Here is a 26,842-nt window from a genome sequence, read left to right on the forward strand (position 1 = left end):
CCGCCCGCACGACATCGAGCTGATCGACGGCTGCGGCGGCTGTCTCGCCGGCCTCGTCACCGCCAGCCGCCGGGTCGCCGGCACCCGCCATCTCGAACTCGACCTTGGCCGCAACCACCCGCATGTCGAGATCGAACTGCCGCCCGAACGCGCCAATGCCGGAGAACACAGCCGCATCGCCTTCCGCCCGACTAAGTGGAAACTGTTCAGGGAAGCGCAGGCTGCTGTGAGCGCAAAGGCGGAGGTGACGGAAGACCGTGCCGATGTCGCGTCCGCGGAAGCCGAGAGCTTCGAACTGGCCCGCACGGGCACCTGAGCCGATCTCGCAACGTGGGCTCCCAAGCGGAGCCCACCGTTCCACACCAATTGAACCCTCTCGCGGAGCGATCACGCGGCGGCAAAGCACAGTCTGCGCGTCGCCGTGCGGATATCCGTGTCTTCCGATATGCGCTAAGCAGAACCCACCGCGCCGGCGATTGAGGCGCGGCAACGGGAGAAGCGCTGCATGACCATCGTCGACGACCTCAAGCAAAGCCTCGGCGACATCGTGCTGACCGGTACCGACATCGGCGAGCGCCATCGCAGCGACGCCAGCCTTACGGGCCATGACCTGCCGAAAGCCGTTCTGCGCCCGACAAGCAGCGAAGAGATCGCCGAAGCGCTGCGCCTCTGCAACGAGCGCGGCCAGGCCGTTGTCGTTCAGGGCGGACTGACCGGGCTTGCCGGCGGCGCCAATGCAAACAGCGAGGCGATCGTGATCTCGCTCGAGCGCTTCACCGGAATAGAGGAGATCGACACGCAGGCGGGAACCATGACCGTGCGCGCCGGCACGCCACTTGAAGTGGCGCAGCGCGCCGCGGAGGACGCGGGCTTCCTTTTGCCGATCGATCTCGGCGCGCGCGGTACCTGCCAGATCGGCGGCAATCTCGCCACCAATGCCGGCGGCATCCGCGTGCTTCGCTACGGCGTGACCCGCGACAATGTGCTTGGCCTTGAAGTCGTGCTTGCCGACGGCACGATCGTCTCGTCGCTCAACAAGATGATCAAGAACAACACCGGCTACGATCTACGGCAGTATTTCATCGGCTCTGAAGGCACGCTCGGCGTGATCACCCGCGCCGTGCTCCGGCTGCGGCCGCTGCCGGCTGGCCGGCTGACGGCGCTCTGCGCGCTCGACAGCTACGAAAACGTCGTTTCCTTCCTCGCGCGCTGCCAACGCGGTCTACCGGGTCTCTCGGCCTTCGAGGCCATGTGGGAAACCTATTTCCGCTTCAACGCCGAGGCGGAGAAACAACGGTTGTTCGGCGAAATCCCGCCCTTCGCGGTCATTGTCGAGCAGGACTTCCTGGAGGGCGAGAGCGGTGTGCGCGACACGTTCGAAGCCTTTCTCGGCGCGGCGCTCGAAGACGAAATCATTAGCGACGCCCTCATCGCCCAGTCCGAAAAAGAGAGCCGGGCATTCTGGAGCGTTCGCGAAGGCCACGCGATGGACAGCCAACTGCCGGCGCTGGTCAACCTCGACGTCAGCCTGCCGATCGGCGATATCGGCCGCTTCGCCGACGAATGCGGGCAGGCGCTGGCTGCACGTTTTCCGGCTGCCCACGTCTCCTTCTTCGGACATGTTGCCGACAGCAATCTGCACATCGCCTTCTCGGATCCCGGCAACGATGCGGATACACCGCATGTCGTCGACGGCATCGTCTATGAGATCGTGCGGCGCTACCGCGGTTCGATCTCGGCCGAACACGGCATCGGCGCGCTGAAGCGGGACTTCCTCGACCATTCGCGAAGCCCCGCAGAACTCGAACTGATGCGGCGGATTAAGAGCGCGATCGACCCCAACGGCATCCTCAATCCCGGCAAGGTCCTCTAAGCAGTTTGCGGACAACCAGGGCGGAGGTCCGCCCGGATGCGTGATGCGTGGGACTTCCGAAAGCTCATAGCCAGGAGGCGGGCGTCTTCGGCAGACGACCTTCGGGATCGACAACCTTCAGCTCCGCTCCGCCGACGTTCCAGCGCCAAAGTGCTACACAGGTGCCGCCGGGTGACATGAAGGACGGATAGATCAGACCGTCGAAGCCGCGCGCGTCGAGCTCTGCCTGCAAACGGTGCGTCTCGGGCACGAGACCGCGATCGAGCGCATCGCGCCATTCGCAGCGATGGATCTCGCTGGTTTGACCGACAGCCTCGAGCCCTTCTGATGTCGTCAGGTCAGCGAGCCGTGCGCCGCTCAATTCGAGCTGTGCAATCAGTGCCGGATGCTGGACGAAGCCTTGATTGTATTCGGCCCAGGCGGTCGACAGTTCGCGCGCCGCATAGATCGTCGGCATCCCCACGGGATTCCACCGCCCGCCGAAACGCGCGGCTCCTTCACCGGAAAGCGGTGCATGCGCCCAGCGCGGCACATAGGCGCGCCAGAGGCGCACCGGCGCGCTTGCCGACATCAGGCGTAAACACCGGAGCGTACGGCTTCGAGATAGACAAGCACCTTGTCGGTCTTGCCCTCGCCGACGAGGTCATAGGCGGTCTTGCCCGCCCATCCCGGGATCGGCTGGTGCTTGAACCAGATGACGGCGCGGCTGTCGTCGCCCGCCATTTCGCCGGCCATGGCGAGAATACGCACGACGCCGCTCAGCGCCGCATCGACCTTGCGCGCACTCGACTTCGCCGTCAGCGTGTTGCGCGCGACGCCAATGAGTTTCGCCAGTTCGGCCAGTGTCACGCCGAGGCGATCGGCAACCAGCCGGGCGGACAGGAAGGACGATTGACTATCGCCGTAATCGGCGGCGGACATGTTGAAACTGACGGCGGCCATGGCACGATCCGATCTTATTTTGATCACCATGCAATCAAAATAGGATCAAAACTTGCTCAAATCAAGGAAGGCCTATTGCCGCCAAGAAGGCTCCCGTTTTTCGAAGAAGGCGCCGACGCCCTCGCGGGCCTCGTTCGATTCCCAGCAGTCCGCCAATTGTTCAATGGTCGCCGCGATGGTGTCTTCGGTGATCGGAACGCCGAGCGAACGGGCCAACCGTTTGGCCCGGCCCGTGGCCTCGGGTGCGGCAGTCAGATACGGCTCGATCTCCGCTTCGATTGCCGCATCCAGGTCATCCGCCGCAACGACTGTGGTCACCAGCCCGATGGCACGCGCTTCCTCGGCGCTAAACAGGCGGGCGGACATGAACAGCGGGCGGGCCTTGCCTTCACCGATGCGGGCGACGACATAGGGGCTGATCGTCGCCGGGATCAGGCCGAGGCGGGTTTCGGTCAGACCGAACCTGGCATCGGCCGAGGCAACGGCCGCATCGCAGATGCTCACCAGGCCAACGCCGCCGCCGAAGGCATTGCCGTGCACGCGCCCGATCACGGGCTTGGCAATCTCGTTCAGCGCCTTGAACATCATCGCCAGACGGGTCGCCTCGGCAATGCGGGTCGCTCGATCCGCGTCGAACTGCTCGCGCATCCAGCCGAGATCGCCGCCGGCGCAGAAGCTGCGGCCCTCCGCATCCAGGACAACGAGGCGAACAGCGCGGTCGGTCGACAGGGTTTCGGCCGCTTCGGTCAATTCGCCGATCATTGTGGCCGAGAGAGCGTTGTGCTTCTGCGGCAGAGCCAGCGTCAACCGAGCCACACCGCGGGCATCGGTCACAATGCGGATCGTCTCGAACGTCATTGGCCACTCCTCAAGGTCCGCGCGAAAGCAGCCGCTTGCTCGAGCTTCGCCGCATCCAGACCGGTTGAAAACCCCTTGGCCGCCACGAATGCGTTGACCGTAAGCGTATCGACATTGCCGGCCGCCCCCGGCGCATAGGGACATCCGCCAAGGCCGCCAGCGGATGCGTCGAACACCCGCAATCCGCGATCAAGCGCAACGGCAATGTTGTCGAGCGCGCGGCCCGACGTGTCGTGGAAATGTCCGGCAAGCCGCTCTGACGGGATGCCTTCCAGCACCTTTGCGAGCATCCGGTCCACCGCTTCCGGCGTGCCGCGTCCGATCGTGTCGCCGAGACTGACTTCGTAACAGCCGAGGTCGTCAAGCAGGCCGGCGACGTATGCCGCACTGGCCGGCGCGATCGCGCCCTCATAGGGACACTCGACGACGCAACTGACGTAGCCGCGCAGCATCAGCCCCCTTTGCTGGCAAATTTCGGCAACGAGCCTGAACCGTTCGATGCTTTCTGCGATCGAACAATTGATGTTCTTCTGCGAGAAGGTCTCGGATGCCGAGGCAAAGATCGCCACCTCGTCGGCTTGGGCATCGATCGCGGCCTCAAGCCCACGCATGTTGGGCGTCAGCACCGCGTAACGCGTCCCGGAGCGCCGGCTGATGCCGGCCATCACCTCAGCCGCGTCGGCCATCTGCGGCACCCATTTCGGGCTGACGAAGCTCGTCACTTCGATGCGCTCGTAGCCGCAGTCCGAGAGAAGATCGACAAGGCGGATCTTGTCGGCGGTATCGACCAGGTGGCTTTCGTTCTGGAGCCCGTCGCGCGGCGCCATTTCGACGATCGTCACATGCTCCCGCGCTGGTCCGTTCATTCGGTGCGCTCCGGTTCAAGCATCACCAGAACCGCCCCGGCGCTGACCTGTTCGCCTTCGCTGACCTGCACGCTTTCGACCACGCCGGCGCGCGAGGCCGACAGCGTCAGTTCCATCTTCATCGCTTCCATCACGGCCAGCGGCTGGCCTTTCACGACCGTGTCGCCCGGGCGAACCTGGATCAACTTGACGATGCCCGGCATCGGCGCCGAAATCGCGTCGTCGGCGACCTCGCTGGAATGGCCCGCACCAAGGGCGTCGGGCAGCCGCATGACATAGGTGTCGCCGTTGAGGAAAAGGGTGATCTGCTCTCCTTCGCGCAAGAAACGGAACTCTAGCTGTGCGCCTGAAACCTCGGCGCGCGCGCCGTCGGCGAAGCGGTCAAGGATCACCACCGGCAGCGCCGCCGTTCCCGTATGCACCGCGAACTGATCGCGCCCACGCGCTGCAAGTGTTACGCTCGCCCGTCCACCGGTGTGCTCGATCGCCACGTTTCTGCTGGCATCGCCCCAGATTTGCCAATAGCCAAGCGACGACCACGGATCGGCGGAGCCGCCCGGCTGGAGCGCGCCTGTCGAGACGATCGCCGCCAGTGCAAGCGCCGCGTCGCTCGGGGCGAGCGGCGCCGAAAGTTGTTCGATAGAGCGGTCGATCAGGCCGGTATCCGGCCGGCCGGCGCGAAAATCGGGCTCCGCCGCAAGACGTGCGAGAAACTCAAGATTGGTGACGGTACCGCCGATGCGGCACGCCCTCAGCGCACTTTCCAGCTTGGCGAGCGCGGTCGAGCGGTTCGGTCCGTGCACAATCAGCTTGGCGATCAGCGGATCGTAGAACGTCGTGATCCGGTCGCCTTGCCTGACGCCGGCATCGACGCGCACGCCGTCCTCAGGAAAGCTCATCGTCGTCAGTTGGCCGGTCGCCGGCAGGAACCCGCGTGCCGGGTCTTCCGCATAGATACGGGCCTCGAACGCCCACCCATCAATGCTGATCTCGCTCTGGCGCTTCGGCAGCGCCTCGCCGGCCGCGGCACGCAATTGCCATTCGACAAGATCGATCCCGGTGATCGCTTCCGTGACCGGATGCTCGACCTGCAGCCGCGTGTTCATTTCCATGAAATAGAACTGGTCCGGCCACAGTCCGTTGGTCACGTCAGCGATGAACTCGACGGTGCCCGCGCCAACATAGCCGATCGCCTGCGCTGCCCTTACCGCCGCGTCGCCCATGGCGCGGCGCACTTCCGCGGTCATGCCTGGAGCGGGCGCCTCCTCGATCACCTTCTGGTGGCGGCGCTGCAGCGAGCAGTCACGTTCGAAGAGATGCAGAATGTTGCCGTGCCGATCGCCGAACACCTGTACTTCGATATGCCGCGGCTTCGTCAGGTATTTTTCGATCAGCACCGAGCCGTCGCCGAAGGCGGCTTCGGCCTCGCGGCGCGCCGCTTCGAGCGCGGCCGGAAAATCTGCAGCGCCATCGACGCGCCGCATGCCCTTGCCGCCGCCGCCGGCGCGCGCCTTGATCAGCACCGGATAGCCAACATCTTCCGCTCTTTCAGCGAGGAAATCCGCCTCCTGCCTTTCGCCATGGTAACCGGGAACGACGGGGACGCCCGATTGCTCCATCAGCGCCTTGGCGGCATCCTTCAGGCCCATGGCACGGATGGCGCGGGCCGACGGGCCGACAAAGGTGATGCCGGCTGCCTCGACGGCTTCAGCGAAATCGGCGTTCTCCGACAGGAAGCCGTAACCCGGGTGGATCGCATCGGCGCCGACAGCCCGCGCCGCCGCAAGAATGCGCTCAACGGAAAGGTAGCTTTCGAGTGCCGGGGCAGCACCGATGCGGACCGCCTCGTCGGCGAGCCTGACATGCAGCGCCCCGACATCGGCGTCGGAGTAGACGGCAACCGTGTGGATGCCGAGGCGGCGGGCGGTGCGCATCACCCGGCAGGCGATCTCGCCGCGATTGGCAATCAGAAGCTTGGAAAACATCGGCATCTCCGGGGCTATTGCGCCGCGATCACATCAATTTCGAGCAACCAGGCGGCATCGAAAATCCCGGCGATCGCAACCGTCATGGCGGGTGCAAGTGCGCCCAGATATTCCTGACGCGCCGCGCGGTTGGCCATGGCGTATTCTCGGTCGGCAAGCAGCACTGTCGCCTTGACGATATCGGCCTTCGTCATGCCGGCGGCGGTCAGCTGCGCATCGATGTTCGCCCAGACCTGACGTGCCTGCGCCTCGAACCCCTCCGGCACCTTGTCTTCCGCCGTCAGCGGCACCTGGCCGCTGACGAAGAGCAGGCGGTCGAAACCTTCAAGGCGCACCGCCTGCGAATAGCCGCCGCGGGGTTGGGGTGCATTCGTGGCGTTGATGTTGTCTCGCTTCATCCGCTCATCCCTACATTCTGAAAAGGCCGAAGCGCGTATCCTCGATCGGCGCGTTCAGCGCCGCCGAGAGCGACAGGCCGAGCACGTCGCGGCTCTTGCGCGGGTCGACGACACCGTCATCCCAGAGCCTGGCCGAAGCATAGAGCGGGTGGCTCTGGCGCTCGAACAAATCGAGGATCGGCTGGCGGAACCGCGCTTCGTCCTCATCGTTCCAGGGCGTGCCGGCGCGCTTGAGCGCCTCGCTACGCACAGTCGTCAATACGCCGGCCGCCTGCTCGCCGCCCATGACGGAGATGCGGCTGTTCGGCCAGGTCCACAGGAAGCGCGGCGAAAACGCGCGCCCGCACATACCGTAGTTGCCGGCGCCGAACGAACCGCCGACCAGCATCGTCACCTTCGGCACCCGCGCCGTCGCCACCGCCGTCACCAGCTTGGCGCCATGCTTGGCGATGCCCTCGGTCTCGTACTTTCGCCCGACCATGAAGCCGGTGATGTTTTGCAGGAAGACGAGCGGGATCTTGCGCTGAGCGCACAACTCGACGAAATGCGCGCCCTTCAGCGCCGATTCCGAAAACAGCACGCCGTTGTTGGCGATGATGCCGACGGGGATGCCGTGCACATGGGCAAAACCGCAGACGAGCGTGGTGCCATAGCGCGCCTTGAATTCGTCGAAGCGGGAGCCGTCGACGACACGGGCGATGACCTCGCGAATATCGTAGGGGGTGCGCAGGTCGGAAGGCACGATGCCGGCGATTTCCTGCGGATCGTAGAGCGGCGGCTCCGGCGTGGCGAGTTCCACCGTGCGGGGCTTGTGGCGGTTGAGCGCGCCGACAGCCCGGCGGGCGAGCGCCAGCGCATGGGCGTCGTCGCGCGCCAGATGATCGGCGACGCCCGACAGCCGCGTGTGCACATCGGCGCCGCCGAGATCTTCGGCCGAAACGACCTCGCCGGTCGCTGCGCGCACAAGCGGCGGCCCGGCGAGAAAAATCGTGCCCTGACCTTCGACGATGATCGTCTCGTCCGACATGGCAGGCACGTAGGCGCCGCCGGCCGTGCACGACCCCATCACCACGGCGATCTGGGGAATGCCTGCCGCCGACATGTTCGCCTGGTTATAGAAGATCCGGCCGAAATGGTCGCGGTCCGGGAAGACCTCGTCCTGGTTCGGCAGGTTCGCACCGCCGGAATCGACCAGGTAGATGCAGGGCAGATGATTGTCGGCAGCAATCTCCTGCGCCCTCAGATGCTTCTTCACGGTCAGCGGATAATAGGTGCCGCCTTTGACCGTCGGGTCGTTGCAGACGATCATGCATTCGCGTCCAGACACGCGGCCAATGCCGGTAATCAGCCCAGCGGCCGGCGCATCGCCATTGTACATGCCGTGCGCCGCCGTCGTGCCGACTTCGAGGAACGGCGTCCCCGGGTCGATGAGGCCCGCCACCCGGTCGCGCGGCAGCAACTTGCCACGGCTGACATGGCGCTCGCGCGCCGCGTCGCCTCCGCCGCCGGCGGCCAGTTTCACGGCATCCTCGACCGTCGCGATTGCCTCGGCCATGGCTGCCTGGTTCGCTTTGAATGTATCGGAGGACGGCTGGACGTGGGATTTCAGAACGGTCATCAAGTCCTCATTCGATCGAGTTCGGCCGCAGCTTTCATCACGGTCTTCCGGAGCAACACAGTGCGTCGGCGGCTCCCGCCGGCCTAGCGCGTCTCGCTGAACAGCTCACGGCCGATCAGCATGCGGCGGATTTCGCTGGTGCCGGCGCCGATCTCGTAGAGCTTTGCATCGCGCAGCAACCGCCCTGCCGGATAGTCGTTGGTGTAGCCGTTGCCGCCAAGCGCCTGGATCGCTTCAAGCGCCAGCGCCGTCGCCTTCTCGGCCGCATAGAGGATGCAGCCGGCCGCATCCTTGCGCGCCGTCTCGCCGCGGTCACAGGCGGCCGCCACCGCATAGACATAGGCGCGTGCCGCATTTGCCGTCACGTACATGTCCGCGAGCTTGCCCTGCATCAGCTGGAATTCGCCGATCGCCTGGCCAAACTGCTTGCGCTCATGCAGATAGGGGACGACGACATCGAGGCAGGCGGCCATGATGCCGAGCGGACCGGCAGACAGCACCACGCGCTCGTAGTCGAGGCCCGACATCAGCACGCGCACGCCGCCGCCGATCGTGCCGAGCACGTTTTCCTCCGGCACCTCGCAATCCCGGAAAATCAGTTCGCAGGTATTGGAGCCACGCATGCCAAGTTTGTCGAGCTTCTGGCCGGTCGAAAACCCGGCGCAGCCCTTTTCGACGAGAAAGGCCGTGATCCCGCGCGGACCGGCCGTCGGGTCGGTCTTGGCGTAGACAACGAGCACGTCGGCGTCCGGGCCGTTGGTGATCCACATCTTGCTGCCGTTCAGCACATAGCGGTCGCCGCGCTTGTCGGCCTTGAGCGTCATCGACACGACGTCGGAGCCGGCGCCGGGCTCGGACATCGCCAGCGCCCCGACGTGCTCGCCGGAAATCAGCTTCGGCAGATATCGCGCCTTCTGCGCATCCGTGCCGTTGCGGTTGATCTGGTTGACGCAGAGATTGGAATGTGCGCCATAGCTGAGGGCGATCGAGGCGGAGGCGCGGCTGATTTCTTCCATCGCCACGCAGTGGGCCAGATAGCCCATCCCGGCGCCGCCATAGGCCTCGTCGGCGGTAATGCCGAGCAGGCCAAGTTCGCCCATTTCCCGCCAAAGCTGCATCGGAAACGCATTGCTGCGATCGGTCTCGTCCGCCAGCGGCGCGATGCGTTCGGCCGCAAACCGGCGCACCGTCTCACGCAATGCCTCGATGTCTTCACCGAGCGCGAAGGTCAACCCGCCCTGAAACATGTCCTGTCCTCCCGTCGTTCCGGGCCGCGCGGTCTCCTCCCACAGCGGCCGGACGATACATCCCATCCTCTACGCGGATCGTCGTGATTGCAATGATATCAACGCCCGCGGTCGGTCAGGACGATAGCACCGCGTTTCGCTAATTTCCTTCCAAAGAGGTGTGAAGCCAAGCACGATATGAAAAAAGGGGGGCGTCCCGTGATTGCATCTTTTGCGCGAAGCGGTCGGTTCACGTTTGCAGGTGGCTCCACCGGCAGTTCCGAGCATCGGCAGCAGACGCGTTTCTCAGCGTCGGTTGCGGCTCACTTGTTGGGCCAAATTTCCTGCGATTTGGTCACGGCATTTAGCCCTTTCATGGCGTCACGGTTGCCCGTTGCGGCAAGCGCCTCGAAAATCCGGCGTGCTTCGTCGTAGTATTTGAGGTTCATGTAGGCGTAACCGCGCAGAACCATCAGATCCTGACGACGGCTCGAAATCTGTCCGAGCTGGTCGAGGAACAAGATGGTCTCCCGATAGCGTTTGGCATCGAAAGCGGCGATGGCCCTGTCTGCCAGGATCGCAGTCTGCAGCTCTTCCGTCCTGCCCCGGTTCTGCTTCGACCGGGTGGCCGAAACCGCAGCCTTGTTGGTGAGCCCGGCGCGCAGATAGGCAAGGCTCTGGCCGTACGCGGCGTCCTCGCGGACCTGCGATGCCGGTGCCTGCAACGCGACCTCGAAGGCCTCGGCTGCCTCAAGCGGGCGGTTAAGATCCATCAGGCACCAGCCGCGCGTGAGCGCCGCCTGCGGCGCAAGCGCGGCTGGATTGATCGAGGTCCTGCAACCGCCCCCATTGCGGACGGCCTTTTGAGCGACACCGCCCGTACGCGGCCTCTGGGCGACGGGCTGCTCGACCGTTTCCGTGACAATGGTCGTGCGTGCGGTTGCTTGTGGCTGGGCGGTCTGCTGGGTCTGCTGGGTCTGCTGCGTTACGGTCGTCGGCACCTGAACCCGGTTGACCTCGTCGAGCTTCTCCTGGACTTCTCCCAGGCGGGCGATTCGCTCTGAGCGCCCCGACCACAAACGCTGGATCTCGACCACGCCGTCCTTGTCGCCCAATTGATCGCGGCTGAGCGCAAGACCGTAAGCGGAGGGTTCATCGTCCGGTTTCCACCGCAACGCCGTCGAAAACCACTGCGCCGCCGTTGCCGGCTGGTTGAGCGCGCGGGCATACCAGCCAAACTGCTGGGCCGTCGCCGGATCGCGACCCTTGGTCGTCTCTTCAGCGATCCGGGCAAGGACGGCTGCATCCAGCGCCACGGGCGGGTCGATCGCCAGAAGGTTGGCTGTGGCGGCAAAATAGGTCGCAGTCGCGTCGGGAGAGCTGTCGCGCCACGAATAAAGGACCGCCTCTGCCTCGGCCGGCGCCTTGCGGGCGATCAGCGTCAAAGCCAGACCCTGCGACGCAGATGCGCTGTCTTCCTTGTCGTGGGCACGGCGGAACCATTGCTCGGCGGCGCTCATGTTGTCGCGGCGCAGCTGATACCAGCCGAGCAGAAGCGCGTCGCTCGCCGCCCCTCCCGCCTCCGCAAGCTTCTCGACCCGCTGGACATATTTGGGATCGACCGCGAGCGCCTTGTCTTCGTCGCCCTCGGCGACGAAGCGCCGGGCGAGATCGTCGCGAATGCTCTCGAATTCCGGTGCGCCTTCCTGCGTCGTGCGTTCATAGGCGAGCAGATCCTGCAGCGTGGCATAGGGCAGAACGGCCGAAGCCTTCTGCACGGTTGCGAGCCGCTCCGGTGCGTTGTCGCAGTTTTTCAACACATACAGATAGGCGTCGCGGGCACGCTCCGGTCGCTTGGTTTCGGCAAAGGCATTGGCGACGTGCCACAGCACGTCCACCTCGGAGCAGGTCAACAGGCTTGGCGTGCTCGCAGCGACCGATATGACGGTCTCGTACTGCTTGAGCTCGGAGGCGTTGACCAGCCGGGCCCGCGCCTCAGCAACGTTGAGACGCTCCAGGAGGTCCGATGGTGGCTGCCAGGCGGCTTCTTTCGACTGGCGCTCGGCGATCGCCTTGCGGACTTCGGCGTAACGCCCTTCCGAGTAGAGCCGCCACATGGTTTCGAGCGCGACGTCATTGTTGCGCGGTACCGCGAGAGGATCAGCAGGCGGAACCCAATCGGGATAAAGTGAGCGCAGCCGCGAGATTTCCGCCTGCAAGCGGGCCGTATCACCCTTGGCTGCGAAATAGCGAAGCGCCGATTCGTCGACGACGGGCTGGCCCTTTTCGCTCTTTGCTTCTTCAGAGGGTCTCTCCGCCTGGGCCACCTCGGTAAACTGCGGAGCCGGGCTATGGATACCCTGGTCCGTTGAGGCGGTGACGATCCCGGCCGTGTCCTGTTGCTGTAGTCCTTTGAATTTGTTGCTGTCTTGGCGCAGGAATCCGCCATCGGCCAGTCCGGCAACCCCGATCGCCGTGGTCATAACAGCGGCAATGGCAACGATTGAGGACTTCATAGACACTCCGGACGCTTCTCCTTCACATATGACAGCCCCAAGAGGTGCAGCGTGGAAGGATAATATTGCGTCGGGCTGAACACCTTGACGCTGTCGGGTATCGGGACCCGGTCCAAGACACAGGCCAGAATATGGTTAACAAAACGATAACCGGGGTCTGACAGGCTCTTTTGCACGGCTCCGGAGGCGTCGGTCAGAACCAGCGAATCACCGTTTCCGGCGATACCGCTTCGCAACCGCATCATCAGCTCCCGATCGCCCATGTCAGCCCGCGCAAGGTACAGTGGTATCCGCAGCGCGTTATAGCCGAATTCGGCAGGAAAGCCTTGCGCGGGTTTCGGCGCCGCCCTGAGGCTCACCCAATCGGTCGGCAGTTTTCTCGCCCCGGTCTGCGCGGCGGCGAGAAGCCAGAGGCCAGCGTCGGACATCTCCTTCCAGCGCTGCGACGGCGCCACCCGGTCGAGAACCGGGAACGCTTCGAAGATCCAATAGGACGGATTGACGACGGGACCATCGGGACGGTCGGTCGTGCCGAAACCCGAGACCCCCGGCATGAGCAGCACGTGGCCGCCATGATCGAGCACGGCATGGTCGAGAATGGCTTTTGCAATCCGCGCTGCTGCTTGCAGATAGTCGTCCCTCTGCCAGCGTTCGGCTGCCAACACCAGCGCATAGGCGATCAGGATGTCGCCGTCGGTGGCATTGTTGATGTCGATCACGTGGGGCGTTTCGGACGGGCTCCATTTCCAGGCAGCCAGTCCGTCATCCCTGAGCAAGAGCTCGCGGCGCGTGAACGACCAGATCAGCGCAAAGTCGGCTGGGTTTTCGGCCAGCACCGCCAAAAGCAGGCCATAGCCCTGCCCTTCACTGTGGCTGACATTGCCGTTGCCGTCGTCGATGATACGCCCGCCCGGATCGAGAAAGCGCGCCTTGTACTGTTCCCAGTCGTTTGCGTTCACCGAGCCGCTCCCTTCGGCTGCGCCGGCCGCAAGCGGCGCGATCAGCGCAAACAATACGGCAAGGAGAGCGGTTCGCCAGCTCATTGTCGGCGCCCCAGGCGGGTGAGCATGGAGGACGTCGCCAGCCCGAGCAGCACCGACAGCACGATTAACAGCAGCGCGTAGAACATGATGTTGCTGGACAGCCAGTTCGCAAGGATCAGGCGATAGTTGGTGAGAGACGGCGGTTGCGTCTGAACGAAATCGAACCCCGTGACCGGCGTGATCTCGATGTTGTCGGTCGCCGGTTCATAGGCCGAGACCCGGCCGGCGAGGTGCTGCCAACGCGTGACGTCGGCGATTGCCGCAGTGCCCTCGCGCAGGCGCTTTGACGTCGGTGCCGTCAGCAGCGTCCATGTCGCGTCATCGGTCGGGTTGGCGCCCTGGGCGAGGACGAGGCCTGCACTTTCAGGCGGCGCGTACTCAGCCTGCGCTTCCGGCAGGATGCGCAGCGAGTTCAGCGAGATGTCGAATTCCTGCTTCACCCAGGTCTGAAAGGCGGTGACCTGGTTTCGCCATGCACCGCCGCTCAGACGTGTGCGCCATTCGTCGATTGCCTTTTGCGTTTCGTCTCTTTGGCCGGAGTCTTCGGCATTGCCCCACGACATCTGTCGGGCGGGATCGATGCCGACTTGCGTCAGCACGGTCTTCGACAGTTGCGGCATGGCTCCCACGAAGAGCGTGTTGCGGTTGCCAGCCGCAAGCGGCGACGTGATGACCTCAACGGCAATTGGCCTGCCACCGGCAACGGCCAGCCGAGCAAGAAACGTCGCGGCGGCCGACAGCGTGTCTTCGTCTGCACGGTCGAGCAACAATGGAACGGCAGCGGCGTCGTTGCGATAGGGCGCCCCAGCCCCGGAAATTGCCGCAAGGTTCGGCCGCCGGCCGATCCGCGCGAAATCCGGCATCCGCAACTCCGAAGTGTCGAAAAGGGCGAAACGCGGGTCGCTGGAGGCTGGCGTCCCGGGTGCACAGGCCTTGTCCGGCTCGGTGGCAAGGACCGCCTCGATCTCGATCACATTGGGGCCGGGCTTGAAGTGACGCATCGTCACCTTGATCGGCAGATGCCGCAGGATATCGCCCGTCACCGAGTTCAGCGCAATTGTCGATGCGATATTGCCGTTGACGTAAACATCGATGTGACTGCCGGGCAGAACGGTCTCCGTGTAGGCGGCGTCAAGCAGCAGCGTCGCATCGCCATAGGCGTCCGCATAGAAATCCGAGGGAACCGCGACGGAGAAGCGCGTGCGAAAGCGCCGGCCGGTAAACTCGCTTGTCTCGACACCGAGTTCGGAGAAGCGAAGCCGCGCGCGCGAAACGACCAATGGTGTCTCCGGCAAAAGCCAGCGCCCGGTGGCAATCACGTCGCGCGGTACGTTGCTCGGGCGGTCCATCGGCTGGGTGACGCCCTCGATCGCTTCCTGGACCGCAGACCAATCCGGCCCGCTGATGACCAGCACGGAAGCCTTGGTCTTGCTGTCCGTCACGAACATGGCGACCGGCCCGCTCGAGGCGCCGTCCGGCAGCCGCTCGATCAGCGGCGCCACTTCCTCGGCGGTGCCTATGAGTGCGGTGATCTGGCCCGGTTTATCGAGTTCGGGCATGGTTTCGCTGAGGGCAAATTCCTGGGCGGGCATCTGACCGCGCAACGCCAGCCCCTGCGCAAGCCGCATCAATGCGGCCGTGCGGCTCGGCTGCTGCAGACCGGGAACGACCAGGTTGAACTGCGTCCTGCCGCGCGCATCGAGACCGACCGCGCGCACGTCATCAAGGCTCGTAAGCGTCGCGCTGTCGCCGGAGGTGAAACGGATGAAAGCCGTGTCCGGAGCAATCTCCGTCCACAGCTCGTAGGTCGATTCAACCGTGCAATCCGTACGATGGCGCTGGCGGACCTTGAAGCGAATGTCATTGGTACCGGCACGCAGCAGCCCGGGTTTCAGATCGTAGCTGATCGGCGCGGCTGCCTCCGCCGCACTGATCTGACCTTCGCCGGCAAGTTCGCCGTTGACGAAGACCGAGAGCATCGACGCTTCCGGGGCGACGACGATGGCGTTCTGGTAGGCAAAATTCAGCGTCGCCGCGGTTTGCGCCTGCGCCGGCGTCAGATAGACGGACCAGGCGCGCTCGTCGACCTCGCCGGTCAAGGACAAGGCGCTGAACGGAATGATGAAGCGCTTGAAGTCGGCAGGCTTCATGACGACGGCCGGCTGGTCGGCCGATGCTGCGCCCTTGTTGCCGGCTTCAGATGGCTGTTGCAGGACGGGCGCGTCCGCCGGGCGCTCGCCAGACATGTCGAACGGCGATGGCTGCGCGAGCGCGCTCGTCGCGACGGTCAACAGCGCGATCAGGAGAGCGAGGGCCCTGACCATCATGCGCCCTCCTTCTGCGTCTCGGATGAGCGCAGGCTGCGCATGAAATAGATGAGCCCGCGGCTCGTCTGATAGAGCGCCAGCCAAAGGAACCACAATGTGCCGCGCACCAGACCCGGGTTGCCGCGCCGCGCGCTCTGGAACGCGCTCCACTGCCGCGAATTGGCAAAGATCAGGTCGGCGACCAGGCTGTGATGACGCGCGACTTGCGGCAGGTAGCGGCAGCCCATGATGGTGATGTCGCCGGCGATCTCCTTGTTCCGGATCGCGACCGGCAAGGTCTCCGGCGTGCCGCTGCCGCTATAGGGCTCGAAGCGGATCCCGCCCTCGGTGTCGGTCGGCACCGTCGAAGCGTCGATACCAAACACCTGGACGCGTGCGCCATGGGCCGAAACGTCCTCGATCGTTGCCGGGTACCATTTTTCGCCAACCCCGAACTCACAGCGGCGGCTCACCTTGACGCGGCGCGAAGCCGCCCGCTCACCGCGCTCGGAGACGACGCCGAGCACGCATCCGGCCATGATCAGGTTCAACAGGTTCCAGCCGCCGACAACCAGCGTCACGTCGGCCTTGTAGGGCTCGGTGTAGACCCGATAGACCGTCATCAGCAGGGCGACGAACAGCACCGCGAAGATGACGAAGAACGGCCGGCCGATTTCCGAGAGCCGGCTTTCCAGGATCGATTCGTCCTTTGCCGTCACCTTGAAAGTGGGTCGGCTCGGCCTCAGCAACACCGATATGACGGCCGGCAGCAGGTGCACCGTCTGCGCAAACTCATAGAGCTCGGAGATCCACGGCCAGCGGAACGAACCATAGAGGTAGTTCTGCATCATCAGGTTCACGAGCATGTAGGCAAGCGTATAGGCGAGGAACTCGCCGCCGGACGCGGTGAAGATCTCGAGATCGAAAAACAGATAAAAGAGTGGCGCGAACAGAAAGATCGTGCGCGGAATGGGAAACAGCCAGAACAGCGTCGATGACATGTAGCAAAGCCGCTGCGGGATCGACAGGCCACCCTTGAACAGGGGAAAGCGGAAAATGAGAATCTGCATCATGCCCTGCGCCCAGCGGCTGCGCTGGCCGATGAAGCTTGCAAAGGTTGCCGGCTGCAGGCCGGCAATCAGCGGGCGGTCGACATAGATGCTGTTCCAGCCGCGGCCGTGCAGCGCAAGCGCCGTTTCGCAGTCCTCGGTGATGCTCATGCCGCTGAAGCCATCCGACTCCTCCAGCGCCTTGCGCCTGAGCACGGCGGCCGATCCGCAGAAGAACGCGGCATTCCACTTGTCGAGGCCGCGCTGGATGATGCCGTAGAACATCTCGTTCTCGCTCGGCATCTTCTCGAACGTGCGCAGATTGCGCTCGAGCGGGTCCGGATTGAGGAAGAAGTGCGGCGTCTGCACCAGGAACAGTTTCGGATCCTGCTCGAAATAGCCGACGGTCTCCAACAGGAAGTCGCGCGCCGGAGCGTGGTCGGCGTCAAACACCGCGATCAGCTCGCCGTCGGAATGCAACATGCCATTGTTGAGGTTGCCCGCCTTGGCGTGCTCGTTGCGTTCGCGTGTGAGGTAACGCACGCCGAGTTCGTCGCAGAGCGTCTGCAATTCCACATTCCGCGCCGACGCACGCTGCGCCTCGACGAGATTTGCCGAATTGCGTTTCTGCAGCGTGCCACCGTCGTCGAGCAGCCACACCGTCAGCTTGTCGGCCGGATAGTCCATTGCCTTGGCAGCGGCGAGCGTATTGGCCAGGAGCCCCGCGTCTTCGTTGTAGGACGGCACGAAGACATCGACCTTGGGAAACTTGCCGTCGGAAATCGAGCTCGCCTTGCGCGGCGGCAGCGGCATCGCCACCACGAACAGGCTGAGCGACAGCATCATCACGCTGTACATTTCGGCAAGGTAGAGCAGGAAGCCCGGGATGAAGTTTTCAAGCTGGTTGAGCGGCGGCAACGTGCTCGTCGTGCGCCAATAGACATACCGCAGGACCACCGCAGTACCGAAGGCAAGCGCGATCAACCGCCACCGCCCGCCGGCATTGGCGAGCTTCAGGATGGCCATGAAGGTGACGATCAGGACGCTGACGATCAGCTGCGTCTGGAGGTTGACCGGCAACGTGATGACGGCCATGACGCAAAGCGAGAAAAACGCCCAAGCGGCAACCGATCCGACCTTGCTCATACATTTGCCTTCCAGCGTTCGGCGTCATGCCACTGGTATCGCTCGATCTATATTCGACCAAGTTCCCCAACCGATACCAAGGCCATAACAAAGGATGGTTAGCAGTCGATTAAGGGCACGTCCCGCCGGCCTGCTGCCCATTGCAGGCTGGGGTCGGGACGATCACGGTCGGTAATGATTTGGCACTGACGTCGGGCTGCTGCCTGGTCACAGTGCCATCCGGCTGAGGCACCGGGATGAATGTTCCTGTAGTCGGCGCAACGGCCGGCTGTTCGGTCTGCACCGGGGTGACGCGACGGACTTCCTGGCGCGGCGCGGATTGCGTCACGCGCCGCGTCGTCACGATCGGAACGTTTTCCGTGGGCGCCTGTTCCCGTGCATAAATCGGACTACCAGTTCGGCCGAACCCTGCGTCCAACGGCGGCGGCGCGCCATAAGGGTTCCAGGCGGGGTCGCCGAAAGTGCCAGTGATCGTGTAGCCGTAGACCAGCGCCAGAAGCTCAGCCTCGCTTGCCCCGGTCGCGCAATAGCGCAGCCTGATTTGAATGGTGCCGTAGCCTTTGAGCGCAGACCGGCGGTTTTCCGCCTGACGGATCTGCTGCCATGCAAAAAGGCAGGCATCGTCTGCCCGGCCACGACCGAAGGCATAGCCGAACGGGCCGTAATTGTTCTGCAGAAAATAGGGATTGAGCGACAGGGCAACGCCAGGAAGGGCGCGGCGCGCCTCCAGCATCATCCTGTTGTCGTGAAAACCGGCGTAGCTGCTGCTCTTCTGCTGGTCGAAATTGGTTGCCATCGGCCCAAAGAACTTGGCGCGCAGAACGTTCTGACCGGGCGTTGCCGATGACGTATAGAGATAGATATCCTGCTCGATGGCGTTGGTCCTGCGCCGTTCGACGACATTGAGGACGGCAGGTCCACCAGGCGGCGGCAGAACCAGGGCGTTTTCCGCCGGAACCATGGCGCTCCCGGTCGGCGTGCCGACATCCTGTCGCGTCGTGCAACCGGACATCACCGCGACCGCAGCCAGCATCGCCGCCACCGTCAGGGGTGCGCGCCGGCTCTCATGGGGCGTGGCTGATCTCCGACTCAGATATCGTTGCATCATGGCTGAGCATTAGTTGATTCACCCTGTTTCGCAAACCCGGGAAGAAGAGGGGCAGCGGTACGCAAGCGCACTGGCACGCTTATGCAACACCCAAGCCCGGGGCCATTGCAGTTACAGTGGACGCTGTGGAGCGACGCAAGAAGGCGCGTTAACCGGCGCGTCATAAGGCAGCGCGGGGACGGGCAATGTCGTTGACGCCCTCGCCATCAGGGGCCTGACCATAGCTCATGCGACGCATCTGGGCGATCACCCGCTCCATCTCGTCATCGGGCAGGATGGGCGGCTCGCCGAGCGTCAACGCCTGGACATACATGCGCGACAGGGTCTCGATCTCGATCGCCAGCCAGAGTGCCGCCTCGAGCGTCTTGCCAAGCGAGATCTGGCCATGCTGTCCAAGCAGGCAGGCGGTGCGGTCCTTGAGCGCGACCAGCGCATTGTCGGAAAGCGCCTGGGTGCCGAAGGTGGCATATTCGGCGCAGCGGATCGTCGTGCCGCCGGCAATTCCTGTCATGTAGTGAAAGCTCGGAATGGTCTTGTGGTGGCAGGCGAGCGTTGTCGCGTAGATCGAATGGCAATGCAGCACGACGTTGATATCGGGGCGCTCCCTCAGGATATCGCGGTGAAACCGCCACTCGGATGACGGACGAAGCCCGGCATAGGTGCCGTCGAAGTCCATCTCAACCAGGTCTTCGGGCTGCATGGTCTCGTAGGCGAGAGACGATGGTGTGACCAGGAAGCCGTTGTCGGTGCGCACCGAAATGTTGCCGGCGGTGCCCTGGTTGATGCCGCTAGAGTTCATCCGGCAGCAGATGCTCACCATTTCCCGGCGGAGCGCCAGAATGTCGGTCTTGGTCATCGATATGTCCTTTCGAAGTCGCGACTGGAGTTGTTATTTTTCCCGGGGCGGGCGCGTGCCCGCCATTGCGACGCATAGACGGCAACCGCCGGAGAAAGGTGGGAAACAGCGACCGGATCGGCGAGCGAAAGCGGCACCGGCGCCGAGCGCCGCCCTTCGCGCGCCAGCAGTGCCGCGCCGGAAGCGACGCCGTAGGCCTCCAGATTGAAGCGGACCCGACGGTTTGGCAGGAGTGCCGCAACGAGGCGAGCATAGAGCGGGTCGCGCAGGAAGCTTCCATCGAGCACGACCAGGCGGCCTGGGCCGAGCGCCTCCACGCATTCCGCCGTCAGCAAGGCGCAATAGAGGAGTGCTAGCGCCTTGCGCTCGATCGGCGTTTCCGGCGGTGGTCCGCTGATGCGCCCTCGCCCGGCGCTCTCGGGAAAAAGCCCGTCGTCGTCGCCAAAGGACGGCAGCGCCATGGTGCGCCGCGCGATCAGGCCAAGAACGATATCGTCGGGCACGGGCGCGTCCGGCGGCTCCCGCCCCGCCACATGCTGGAACTCCCGGCCGCCCATGGTGAGGATGCCGCCGAGCGGCTGGCCGAAGACGTCGCTGTTAAGCGTCATGCCGCGGTGCTCGTCGAGCCGATCGAGCGCCGTGCGGCCGGAAAAACCGACGATCCAGGTCCCGGTGGAGATGACGATGAAATTGCTTAGACCCGCCGCCTGGTAGCGATAGTGGTTGAGGCTGCTGTCGTGGCCGCCTGCCAGCACACTGAGGCCCTCGGGCAACCCGAAGCGACGAACAAGCGCCGGCCGTATGTCACCCAGTGCCTGCCAGGCATCGGCAAAGTCGGGCATCAGCCGCCGCCATCCCCGTTCGGCGACGATCGGCGCGAAGCAGCGATCCGCGACATTCCAGAGATGCGACTGGGCACCGAGCAGGCTCGCCTCGGAAACGGCGACGCCGGACAGCCGCCACGCCCAGTATTGCGGCAAGCCAAGATACCAGCGCGCAAACGCCACCGCTTCCGGCGCATGCTCCTGCATCCAGTAAAGCTGGCGCGCCTGATGCGTAGCGCTGTGCATCGTCGCGCTGCCGCGGTCGAAAAAGGAGCCGGAAAGCGGCGCATAGCCAAGCCGGATCGCCTCCGGCAACGGCTGTTCGTAATCGATCATGGGAAGAGCCGCACCGGCCGCCACATCCGGGTCGTCGCCGACCAGCACGCCGCCGGATCCATGCCCGGCGGCAACGAAGGTTTTTAGCGGATGGCGGTGGCCAAGGTCGGCGAGACTGGAGAAGATCCAATCGCCGAGATGATCGAGATCGTGGTGCCGCCAGGGAGGCCCCGGCAGCACCGGATTGGCAACGCTCAGCGTTTCAAGGACGGCACCATCGGCCGTGACCGCGTTGAGTTTCACGTTGGTCTTGCCGACGTCGAGCACGGCAACCGTCCCGGCTCCCTCGTCCGCTGTAACTGCCATGAAGCGACCCTCCCGTCCCGATCCTGGAGGCGCTGAAAGCGCGCCTGCCTAGATCAATCCGTATTGCCGCGCCTTGTTCCGAAGGAATGGCAGGCCGTTGCCCATGACCTCCTCTTCGTCCTTTGCCACGGGCCGCCAGACGGCGAGGCCATAGGCGACCTCCGGTGGCATGTTGATGAAGCTCTCCATGGCAAGCCCGCCCTTGAAGCCGATGGCGGCGAGCGTCGCGAAGATCTCGTCCCAGGCGCAATTGCCGTAGCCGGGGGTGCCGCGGTCGCTTTCGGACAGGTGGATGTACTTGATGAAATCACGCGCATCGAGAATGCCGGTGCCGATGCCCTTTTCCTCGATGTTCATGTGGTAGGTGTCGAGATGGACAAAGACATTGTCGGCGCCGATGCGCTTGATCATATCGACTGCCTGCCAGCCGGTGTTGATCAGGTGGTTCTCATAGCGGTTGACCGCCTCGACCCCGAGCTCGATACCGCGGGTCTTCGCATGCTTGGCGGCAGCCTGCAGCACGCGGGCGATGTTGTCGTATTCGGCCTCGGTCGGCGGCACGCCGGTGCGCTCGCCGATGCCGCCATAGATGACGCCGGAGAGCGCCTCACCGCCGAGATCGGCTGTCTTGTCGATCGCCACCTTCAGATGCTCGATCGCCGCGTCCGGGCGAACGGACGCCCAGGCGCGTTCCGGCAAGCCGAGCGAGCAGACGGCGCGCAGCTTGTTCTTTTCGAGGAGCGCCTTGGTATGGGCGGTGTCGACCGCCGGCGGGTTGAGCATCGGGATCTCGATGAAATCCACGGCGTATTTCACCGCGGCGGCGACGGCGCGCTCGGCGCCGGGGCGATCCCAATTCATGGTCCACATGCTCGTATGGACGCCAAAACCCTGCATGGTCATGTTTCCTTTCTGACAAATGAAATCTTGAACTTGGTGGCGACGAACCGCAGCACCATGACGCCGGCAAGCAGCAGCCCCCAGACGGCCGTCGCCAGATGCTGATTGGCACCGACGAGGTTGAGGCCGGAGGACAGCAGCTGCAGCACGACCAGCGCGACGAAGACGGGAATGACCCGGCCGAAGCCGCCGAACGGATTGACGCCGCCGAGGAAGCAGGCGAGCACCGTGATCAGCAGGTAGCTTTCGCCGTGACCGATGCGCACCGAGTTGAAGCGGGCCAGCATGATGATGCCGGCAATCGCGCACATCGCACCCGACAGCGCATAGACGAGCACGATCACCTTGCGCGTATTGATGCCGGAATAGCGCGTCGCCTCGAGGTTGGAGCCGATCATGTAGGTGTTGAAGCCGAGCTTCGTCCGCGACAACAGCACGTGCCAGGCAGCCACGCAGACGATGAAGACGATGAGCGGGATCGGCACGCCGAGGAGCGAGCCGTGGCCGAGCGGGCCGAGGAAGGCCGGGAAGCCGGAGACATCGCCGCCGCGCGTCAGGAATTCGCCGAGGCCGCGCAGGAAGATCATCATCGACAGGGAGACGAGGATCGGATGGGCGCGGGTAAAGGCGATCACCAGTCCCATGACGACGCCGCTCGCCGCCCCGACGAGAACAGCAAGAACGGAGCCGAGTAGAAAGGCGCCGGGGCCTGCCTCGACGCCACCATTGGCCTGCAGCACCCAGGCGAGCGTCAGCCCGGCGATGTTGGCGGTAAAGGTGATCGCGAGATTAAGCCCTCCGGTCAGGATCGGCAGCAGCATCGCGAGCGTCAGAAGCCCGAGTTCCGGCAGCTGAAAGGCGACCGAACCGAAGGTGGCAGCGCTCAGGAATTGCGGCGAGGCGATCCCGAAAACAAGCACCACTGCGAGAAAAGCCAATCCAGGCCCGGCCATTTCCGGCCCGACGAATGACTTGGCGCGTTCGATCATCGCATTCATCGTCCGGACCCTTTCTGGCTGGCGAAGGGCAGCAGCTTTTCGATGCCGGTGTTGGAGAGCGTGATCGCGATGAGAATGATGGCGCCGATGATCATCTTGAAGGCGAAGGGTGACACACCCATGAGGTTGAGACCGTTCTGCGTGATCGAGATCAGCAATACGCCGAGCACGCAGCCGAGCACCGATCCCTTGCCACCGCCAAGCCGCGCGCCACCAAGAACGACGGCAGCGAGCACGTCGAGTTCGCGGCCGTAAAGCGCGTTCGGCACGACTTCCTGCGCGTAATGCGCCTGGATCAGGCCGCCGATCCCGGCCATCAGTCCAAGCCAGCCGAAGGCGATGAACTGCATGGCGCCGATGTTGATGCCGAAGCGACGCGCACCTTCCGGATTGTCGCCGAAGGCATAGAGCTGGCGGCCGGTGGTCGTGCGGGTGATCAGCACCCAGGTGGCGACGACGCAGATGACCATCACCAGCACCGGCAGGGTGATTTCGATCCAGGTTCCATCCGGCATCTCGTGCTCGAACAGGATGACGCGGTCCGTCAGCCAGTCCGGCAGGTCGTAGATAGAGACGCCCTTGGTGAAGAACATCAGGAGGCCGAAGTAAATGTTGAACGTCGAGATCGTCGCGACGATCGAGATCACGCGGAAGCGGTGGATGAGGAAGGCGTTGAGGGCGCCAAGCAGGATGCCAATGGATCCGGCGATCAACAGCCCCGAGATCCAGCCACCGCCACCGATCCATCCGAGCGCGATCGCCGTGCCGTACTGAACCACCGACGCGGCGACGGCGAAGGAAATGTCGATGCCGCCGGCGATCAGCACCACGAGCAGCCCGACGGCGAAGATGATGTTGACCGAGCTGATGTTGAGCAGGTCGAAGGCGTTGCCGATCGAAAAGAAGTTGGCCGTGGTGACCGAAAGCACCGCGCTGATCACAATGATAACGGCGAGCAGCGAGGCTTCCGTCGCATGGGTGCGGATGAAGCTATGCATAGACCGCTCCCTCGATGTCGGCGAGCGTGGATGTGCGCGGATCGTAGCTGCCGACGATGCGGCCCTGCGCCATGTGCAGCACCCGGTCGGCGTTGAAATAGACCTCGGGCACCTCGTCGGAGATGAGGATGATCGCAAGCCCGCTTTCGGCAAGCCGCGCGACGATATCGAAGATCCCGGCGCGCGCGCCGACGTCGACGCCAACGGTCGGGGCGTCGAGGATCAGAAGCTTCGGATCGGTCGCCAACCACTTGGCGATCGCCACGCGCTGCTGGTTGCCACCCGACAGCGTGGAGATCGCATCCTGCTGCAGGCCGATCTTCACGCCGAGATCCGCGATCCAGCGACCGACAAGGCTGCGCTTGCGCTCGTCCGAGATCAGGCCGCCGGCAAGAATCTTGTCGAGCGAGCTGATGACCAGATTGTCGGCGATCGACTGCGGCTGGATGAGACCGAGCGACAGTCTGTCTTCGGAGAGATAGGCGACGCCGGCCTCGATAGCATCGCGATTGGAGGAGAAGCGGACGGGCTTGCCCTCAAGCGCAATGGTGCCGGATGCGGGCTTCAGCATGCCGAAAAGGGTGAGCGCGAGTTCCGTGCGCCCGGCGCCGAGCAGGCCGGTGATGCCCAGCGTCTCGCCGCGGCGCACCGTCAGGGAAACATCGTCGAACTGACCGGGCCGCGATAGCCCCTTCACATCGAGCACGACGGGCTGTCCGTCGCGCGCCTTCGCCCGCACCTGCTGGTCGAAGGTTTTGCCGGTCATCAGCTCGGTGATGCGCGATTGCGTCATGCCGGCAGCGGGATAGACGCCGACCAGCGCGCCATCGCGCAACACGGTGATCCGGCTTGAAATCTCCAGCACCTCGGCGAGGCGGTGGCTGACGAAGACGACGGCAACGCCTGACGCTGAAAGACCGCGCACGATATCGAGCAGATGATCGGTTTCCGACTGGGTCAGCGATGCGGTCGGCTCGTCCATGAAGACGAGCCTGGCCTCGCCGACAAGCGCCCGGGCGATCGCCACGATCTGGCGCTGGGCGATCGCGTATTCCTTCAGCGGCAGGTCGACGTCGAGCGTCACGCCGAGACGGGCGAGTGCGTCCTTGGCGATCTGGCGCATGCGGCCGTAGTCGACGAGTTTCGGCCAGCGGCCGAGAACCGTCTGGAAGGCGATGTTTTCGGCGACGCTCATTTCGGGAAACAGCGCCAGGTCCTGCCAGATCACCTGGATGCCGCGGTCCTGCGCCGTGACCGGCGACATGTGGGAATAGGTTTCGCCATCGAACTCGATCGAGGCGCCATCGGCGGGGCGATAGACACCGGTGATGATCTTTATCAGCGTGCTCTTGCCACAGCCGTTTTCGCCGGCAAGGCAATGGACCTCGCCCGGGCGGACGTCGAAGCTCACATTCTTGAGCGCCCGGACCCCACCGAAAGTCATGTTGATGTCGCGCAGGGACAGAAGCGGCTTTTCGCCTCCTCCCGCGGTCGCAAGCTGGTGCATGAACGTGTGCCCTAAGTCGTCAAGGTAACGCGGGATGCGGGCGGATGGCCGCAAGCACTTGTCGTCATCCCGCTCCAGTACCGTTGAAGGGACTTGCCAGGCCGGCCGAAGCCGGCCCAGCAGCCGGGAGAACCCTTGGGGTCTTCAGAGACCCATGGCCGCGAGATCCGCGACCGTATCCTTGTTGATCGGCACGAGCTGGTCGACGATGATGTTGCGGTTCTCGAAGTCGGGCTTGACCTTGCCGAGACCTTCGATCTCGTCGCCGTCCTTGACTTCCTCGCCCTTCATCAGCTTGTCGGCGAGCGTCACGAAGACTTCGCCCGCCTGCTTGGGATTCCACATGAAGCCGCCAGAGATCGCGTCGGACTTCACCAGCTTCTGGCCCTGGCCGGGCGAGAAGGGACCGAGCACGAAGATTTCGCCGACCTTGCGGCGTTCTTCCACGGCGCGCCCCGCGCCGATCGGACCCTGGCTGCCGAAGGCAAGGAAGCCCTTGAGGTTCGGATGGGCGGAGATCAGGTCGAGTGCGGTCGAGCGGCTCTTGTCGACATCTTCGGCAACGCCGTAGCGATCGCCAACCAGCGTCATGTCGGGATAGTTCTTCTTGATGTAGGCGATCGCCGCATCGGCCCAGGCGTTGTGCAGCGGCACGGTGAGCGAACCGACGAAGACGGCGTATTCACCCTTGCCGCCCATCTTTTCGCCGAGCAGCTTGCCATGCGCCTCGCCGAAGCCGGTCGAGGATGCGAGCTCGAAGTCCCAGTCGGCACCCTTCTGGCTGGGCGATTCATGGGTGATGACGATGATGCCCTTTTCCTTGGCCTTGGTCAGGACCGGCTCAAGCACCTTGGCATCATTCGGGACCACGCCGATGACCTTCACGCCTTGCGCGATGAGGTCCTCGATGGCGCGCACCTGCAGCGCCGGGTCGGCACTGGTCGGGCCGACCATGAAGGCGTCGACGCCGAGTTTCTGGCCACGCTCCTTGATGCCTGCCTCCATGGCGTTGAACCACGGAATGCCGCCAATCTTGACGACGACGCCGACCTTGCCTGCATCCTGCGCAAAGGCGGCTGCGGAACTGGCAAGCGCCAGCGATGTCGCCAGGGCGGCGACGAGAATTTTCCTGAACATTTCTCTCCTCCACTCGTTCCCGCCAAGGGAACGCGTCCGGTCGCTA

22 protein-coding genes are annotated in these 26,842 nt (G+C 64.2%); 2 read left to right on the forward strand and 20 right to left on the reverse strand.

From position 1 onward, the window contains the following. Together VGO04_RS17000 and VGO04_RS17005 are read left to right on the forward strand one after the other, a co-directional pair. A partial coding sequence (locus VGO04_RS17000; RefSeq protein WP_327497145.1) for a TOBE-like domain-containing protein occupies positions 1-316 on the forward strand: 316 nt, incomplete at its 5' end. A 189-nt stretch (positions 317-505) separates the two neighbouring features. Further along, positions 506-1,873 carry an FAD-binding oxidoreductase gene (locus tag VGO04_RS17005; protein WP_327497146.1) on the forward strand — a complete coding sequence of 456 codons (1,368 nt, stop codon included), beginning with the start codon at positions 506-508 and terminating at the stop codon, positions 1,871-1,873. A gap of 64 nt (positions 1,874-1,937) precedes the next feature. Here VGO04_RS17005 and VGO04_RS17010 read toward each other — a convergent pair whose 3' ends face one another. The 20 genes from VGO04_RS17010 to VGO04_RS17105 all read right to left on the reverse strand — a co-directional run bounded on the left by VGO04_RS17010 (position 1,938) and on the right by VGO04_RS17105 (position 26,796). Further along, complete coding sequence (locus VGO04_RS17010) at positions 1,938-2,444, reverse strand: RES family NAD+ phosphorylase (protein WP_327497147.1); 507 nt, start codon at positions 2,442-2,444, stop codon at positions 1,938-1,940. Next, entirely contained in the window at positions 2,444-2,815 is a 372-nt protein-coding gene (locus tag VGO04_RS17015; protein ID WP_327497148.1) for an antitoxin Xre/MbcA/ParS toxin-binding domain-containing protein, read from the reverse strand. The genes VGO04_RS17010 and VGO04_RS17015 overlap by 1 nt, the downstream gene beginning before the upstream one ends. A gap of 72 nt (positions 2,816-2,887) precedes the next feature. Beyond that, positions 2,888-3,673 carry a crotonase/enoyl-CoA hydratase family protein gene (locus VGO04_RS17020; protein ID WP_327497149.1) on the reverse strand — a complete coding sequence of 262 codons (786 nt, stop codon included), beginning with the start codon at positions 3,671-3,673 and terminating at the stop codon, positions 2,888-2,890. Further along, positions 3,670-4,539: a hydroxymethylglutaryl-CoA lyase gene (locus tag VGO04_RS17025; protein ID WP_327497150.1), complete on the reverse strand. Its 870-nt coding sequence runs from the start codon at positions 4,537-4,539 to the stop codon at positions 3,670-3,672. The genes VGO04_RS17020 and VGO04_RS17025 overlap by 4 nt, the downstream gene beginning before the upstream one ends. Beyond that, positions 4,536-6,524 (reverse strand): acetyl/propionyl/methylcrotonyl-CoA carboxylase subunit alpha, encoded by a 1,989-nt coding sequence (locus tag VGO04_RS17030; protein WP_327497151.1) that lies wholly within the window; start codon positions 6,522-6,524, stop codon positions 4,536-4,538. Before VGO04_RS17030 ends, VGO04_RS17025 begins: the two co-directional genes overlap by 4 nt. 14 nt (positions 6,525-6,538) lie before the next feature. Next, a complete protein-coding gene (locus VGO04_RS17035) occupies positions 6,539-6,922 on the reverse strand; it encodes a RidA family protein (protein ID WP_327497152.1) in 384 nt (127 codons plus the stop codon). A 10-nt stretch (positions 6,923-6,932) separates the two neighbouring features. After that, the gene (locus VGO04_RS17040; RefSeq protein ID WP_327497153.1) at positions 6,933-8,540 is read right to left on the reverse strand and encodes a carboxyl transferase domain-containing protein; all 1,608 of its coding nucleotides are present in this window, start codon (positions 8,538-8,540) and stop codon (positions 6,933-6,935) included. 83 nt (positions 8,541-8,623) lie between these two features. After that, complete coding sequence (locus VGO04_RS17045; RefSeq protein WP_327497154.1) at positions 8,624-9,787, reverse strand: isovaleryl-CoA dehydrogenase; 1,164 nt, start codon at positions 9,785-9,787, stop codon at positions 8,624-8,626. Between the two features lie 302 nt (positions 9,788-10,089). Further along, positions 10,090-12,282 carry a cellulose synthase gene (locus VGO04_RS17050; RefSeq protein ID WP_327497155.1) on the reverse strand — a complete coding sequence of 731 codons (2,193 nt, stop codon included), beginning with the start codon at positions 12,280-12,282 and terminating at the stop codon, positions 10,090-10,092. Then, positions 12,279-13,325, reverse strand: a complete 1,047-nt coding sequence (locus tag VGO04_RS17055) for a glycosyl hydrolase family 8 (protein WP_327497156.1) — start codon at positions 13,323-13,325, stop codon at positions 12,279-12,281. The genes VGO04_RS17050 and VGO04_RS17055 overlap by 4 nt, the downstream gene beginning before the upstream one ends. Next, positions 13,322-15,652, reverse strand: coding sequence for a cellulose biosynthesis cyclic di-GMP-binding regulatory protein BcsB (locus VGO04_RS17060; protein WP_327497157.1), 2,331 nt, complete (start codon positions 15,650-15,652; stop codon positions 13,322-13,324). The genes VGO04_RS17055 and VGO04_RS17060 overlap by 4 nt, the downstream gene beginning before the upstream one ends. Then, the gene (gene bcsA / locus VGO04_RS17065; RefSeq protein ID WP_327497158.1) at positions 15,649-17,826 is read right to left on the reverse strand and encodes a UDP-forming cellulose synthase catalytic subunit; all 2,178 of its coding nucleotides are present in this window, start codon (positions 17,824-17,826) and stop codon (positions 15,649-15,651) included. The genes VGO04_RS17060 and bcsA overlap by 4 nt, the downstream gene beginning before the upstream one ends. 109 nt (positions 17,827-17,935) lie before the next feature. Then, positions 17,936-18,859 carry a cellulose biosynthesis protein BcsN gene (gene bcsN / locus VGO04_RS17070; RefSeq protein WP_327497159.1) on the reverse strand — a complete coding sequence of 308 codons (924 nt, stop codon included), beginning with the start codon at positions 18,857-18,859 and terminating at the stop codon, positions 17,936-17,938. Between the two features lie 235 nt (positions 18,860-19,094). Then, positions 19,095-19,790, reverse strand: a complete 696-nt coding sequence (locus VGO04_RS17075) for a class II aldolase/adducin family protein (RefSeq protein ID WP_327497160.1) — start codon at positions 19,788-19,790, stop codon at positions 19,095-19,097. Then, the gene (locus VGO04_RS17080) at positions 19,787-21,256 is read right to left on the reverse strand and encodes an FGGY family carbohydrate kinase (protein ID WP_327497161.1); all 1,470 of its coding nucleotides are present in this window, start codon (positions 21,254-21,256) and stop codon (positions 19,787-19,789) included. The genes VGO04_RS17075 and VGO04_RS17080 overlap by 4 nt, the downstream gene beginning before the upstream one ends. A 48-nt stretch (positions 21,257-21,304) precedes the next feature. Further along, positions 21,305-22,153: a sugar phosphate isomerase/epimerase gene (locus VGO04_RS17085; RefSeq protein WP_327497234.1), complete on the reverse strand. Its 849-nt coding sequence runs from the start codon at positions 22,151-22,153 to the stop codon at positions 21,305-21,307. A gap of 2 nt (positions 22,154-22,155) precedes the next feature. Then, a complete protein-coding gene (locus VGO04_RS17090) occupies positions 22,156-23,154 on the reverse strand; it encodes an ABC transporter permease (protein WP_327497162.1) in 999 nt (332 codons plus the stop codon). Next, a complete protein-coding gene (locus tag VGO04_RS17095; RefSeq protein ID WP_327497163.1) occupies positions 23,151-24,152 on the reverse strand; it encodes an ABC transporter permease in 1,002 nt (333 codons plus the stop codon). Before VGO04_RS17095 ends, VGO04_RS17090 begins: the two co-directional genes overlap by 4 nt. Continuing rightward, complete coding sequence (locus VGO04_RS17100; protein WP_327497164.1) at positions 24,145-25,659, reverse strand: sugar ABC transporter ATP-binding protein; 1,515 nt, start codon at positions 25,657-25,659, stop codon at positions 24,145-24,147. The genes VGO04_RS17095 and VGO04_RS17100 overlap by 8 nt, the downstream gene beginning before the upstream one ends. A gap of 144 nt (positions 25,660-25,803) precedes the next feature. Further along, entirely contained in the window at positions 25,804-26,796 is a 993-nt protein-coding gene (locus tag VGO04_RS17105; RefSeq protein WP_327497165.1) for an autoinducer 2 ABC transporter substrate-binding protein, read from the reverse strand. Positions 26,797-26,842 lie beyond the last annotated feature (46 nt).

Source organism: Ensifer sp., from assembly GCF_035999185.1.
Classification (GTDB): Bacteria; Pseudomonadota; Alphaproteobacteria; order Rhizobiales; family Rhizobiaceae; genus Ensifer.

Bases quoted from the DNA above. Each gene is read 5' to 3' on its own strand.
- VGO04_RS17005 (WP_327497146.1), top strand. From the start codon at position 506: ATGACCATCGTCGACGACCTCAAGCAAAGCCTCGGCGACATCGTGCTG.
- VGO04_RS17010 (WP_327497147.1), bottom strand. From the start codon at position 2,444: ATGTCGGCAAGCGCGCCGGTGCGCCTCTGGCGCGCCTATGTGCCGCGC.
- VGO04_RS17015 (WP_327497148.1), bottom strand. From the start codon at position 2,815: ATGGCCGCCGTCAGTTTCAACATGTCCGCCGCCGATTACGGCGATAGT.
- VGO04_RS17020 (WP_327497149.1), bottom strand. From the start codon at position 3,673: ATGACGTTCGAGACGATCCGCATTGTGACCGATGCCCGCGGTGTGGCT.
- VGO04_RS17025 (WP_327497150.1), bottom strand. From the start codon at position 4,539: ATGAACGGACCAGCGCGGGAGCATGTGACGATCGTCGAAATGGCGCCG.
- VGO04_RS17030 (WP_327497151.1), bottom strand. From the start codon at position 6,524: ATGTTTTCCAAGCTTCTGATTGCCAATCGCGGCGAGATCGCCTGCCGG.
- VGO04_RS17035 (WP_327497152.1), bottom strand. From the start codon at position 6,922: ATGAAGCGAGACAACATCAACGCCACGAATGCACCCCAACCCCGCGGC.
- VGO04_RS17040 (WP_327497153.1), bottom strand. From the start codon at position 8,540: ATGACCGTTCTGAAATCCCACGTCCAGCCGTCCTCCGATACATTCAAA.
- VGO04_RS17045 (WP_327497154.1), bottom strand. From the start codon at position 9,787: ATGTTTCAGGGCGGGTTGACCTTCGCGCTCGGTGAAGACATCGAGGCA.
- VGO04_RS17050 (WP_327497155.1), bottom strand. From the start codon at position 12,282: ATGAAGTCCTCAATCGTTGCCATTGCCGCTGTTATGACCACGGCGATC.
- VGO04_RS17055 (WP_327497156.1), bottom strand. From the start codon at position 13,325: ATGAGCTGGCGAACCGCTCTCCTTGCCGTATTGTTTGCGCTGATCGCG.
- VGO04_RS17060 (WP_327497157.1), bottom strand. From the start codon at position 15,652: ATGATGGTCAGGGCCCTCGCTCTCCTGATCGCGCTGTTGACCGTCGCG.
- bcsA (WP_327497158.1), bottom strand. From the start codon at position 17,826: ATGAGCAAGGTCGGATCGGTTGCCGCTTGGGCGTTTTTCTCGCTTTGC.
- bcsN (WP_327497159.1), bottom strand. From the start codon at position 18,859: ATGCTGGCTGCGGTCGCGGTGATGTCCGGTTGCACGACGCGACAGGAT.
- VGO04_RS17075 (WP_327497160.1), bottom strand. From the start codon at position 19,790: ATGACCAAGACCGACATTCTGGCGCTCCGCCGGGAAATGGTGAGCATC.
- VGO04_RS17080 (WP_327497161.1), bottom strand. From the start codon at position 21,256: ATGGCAGTTACAGCGGACGAGGGAGCCGGGACGGTTGCCGTGCTCGAC.
- VGO04_RS17085 (WP_327497234.1), bottom strand. From the start codon at position 22,153: ATGCAGGGTTTTGGCGTCCATACGAGCATGTGGACCATGAATTGGGAT.
- VGO04_RS17090 (WP_327497162.1), bottom strand. From the start codon at position 23,154: ATGAATGCGATGATCGAACGCGCCAAGTCATTCGTCGGGCCGGAAATG.
- VGO04_RS17095 (WP_327497163.1), bottom strand. From the start codon at position 24,152: ATGCATAGCTTCATCCGCACCCATGCGACGGAAGCCTCGCTGCTCGCC.
- VGO04_RS17100 (WP_327497164.1), bottom strand. From the start codon at position 25,659: ATGCACCAGCTTGCGACCGCGGGAGGAGGCGAAAAGCCGCTTCTGTCC.
- VGO04_RS17105 (WP_327497165.1), bottom strand. From the start codon at position 26,796: ATGTTCAGGAAAATTCTCGTCGCCGCCCTGGCGACATCGCTGGCGCTT.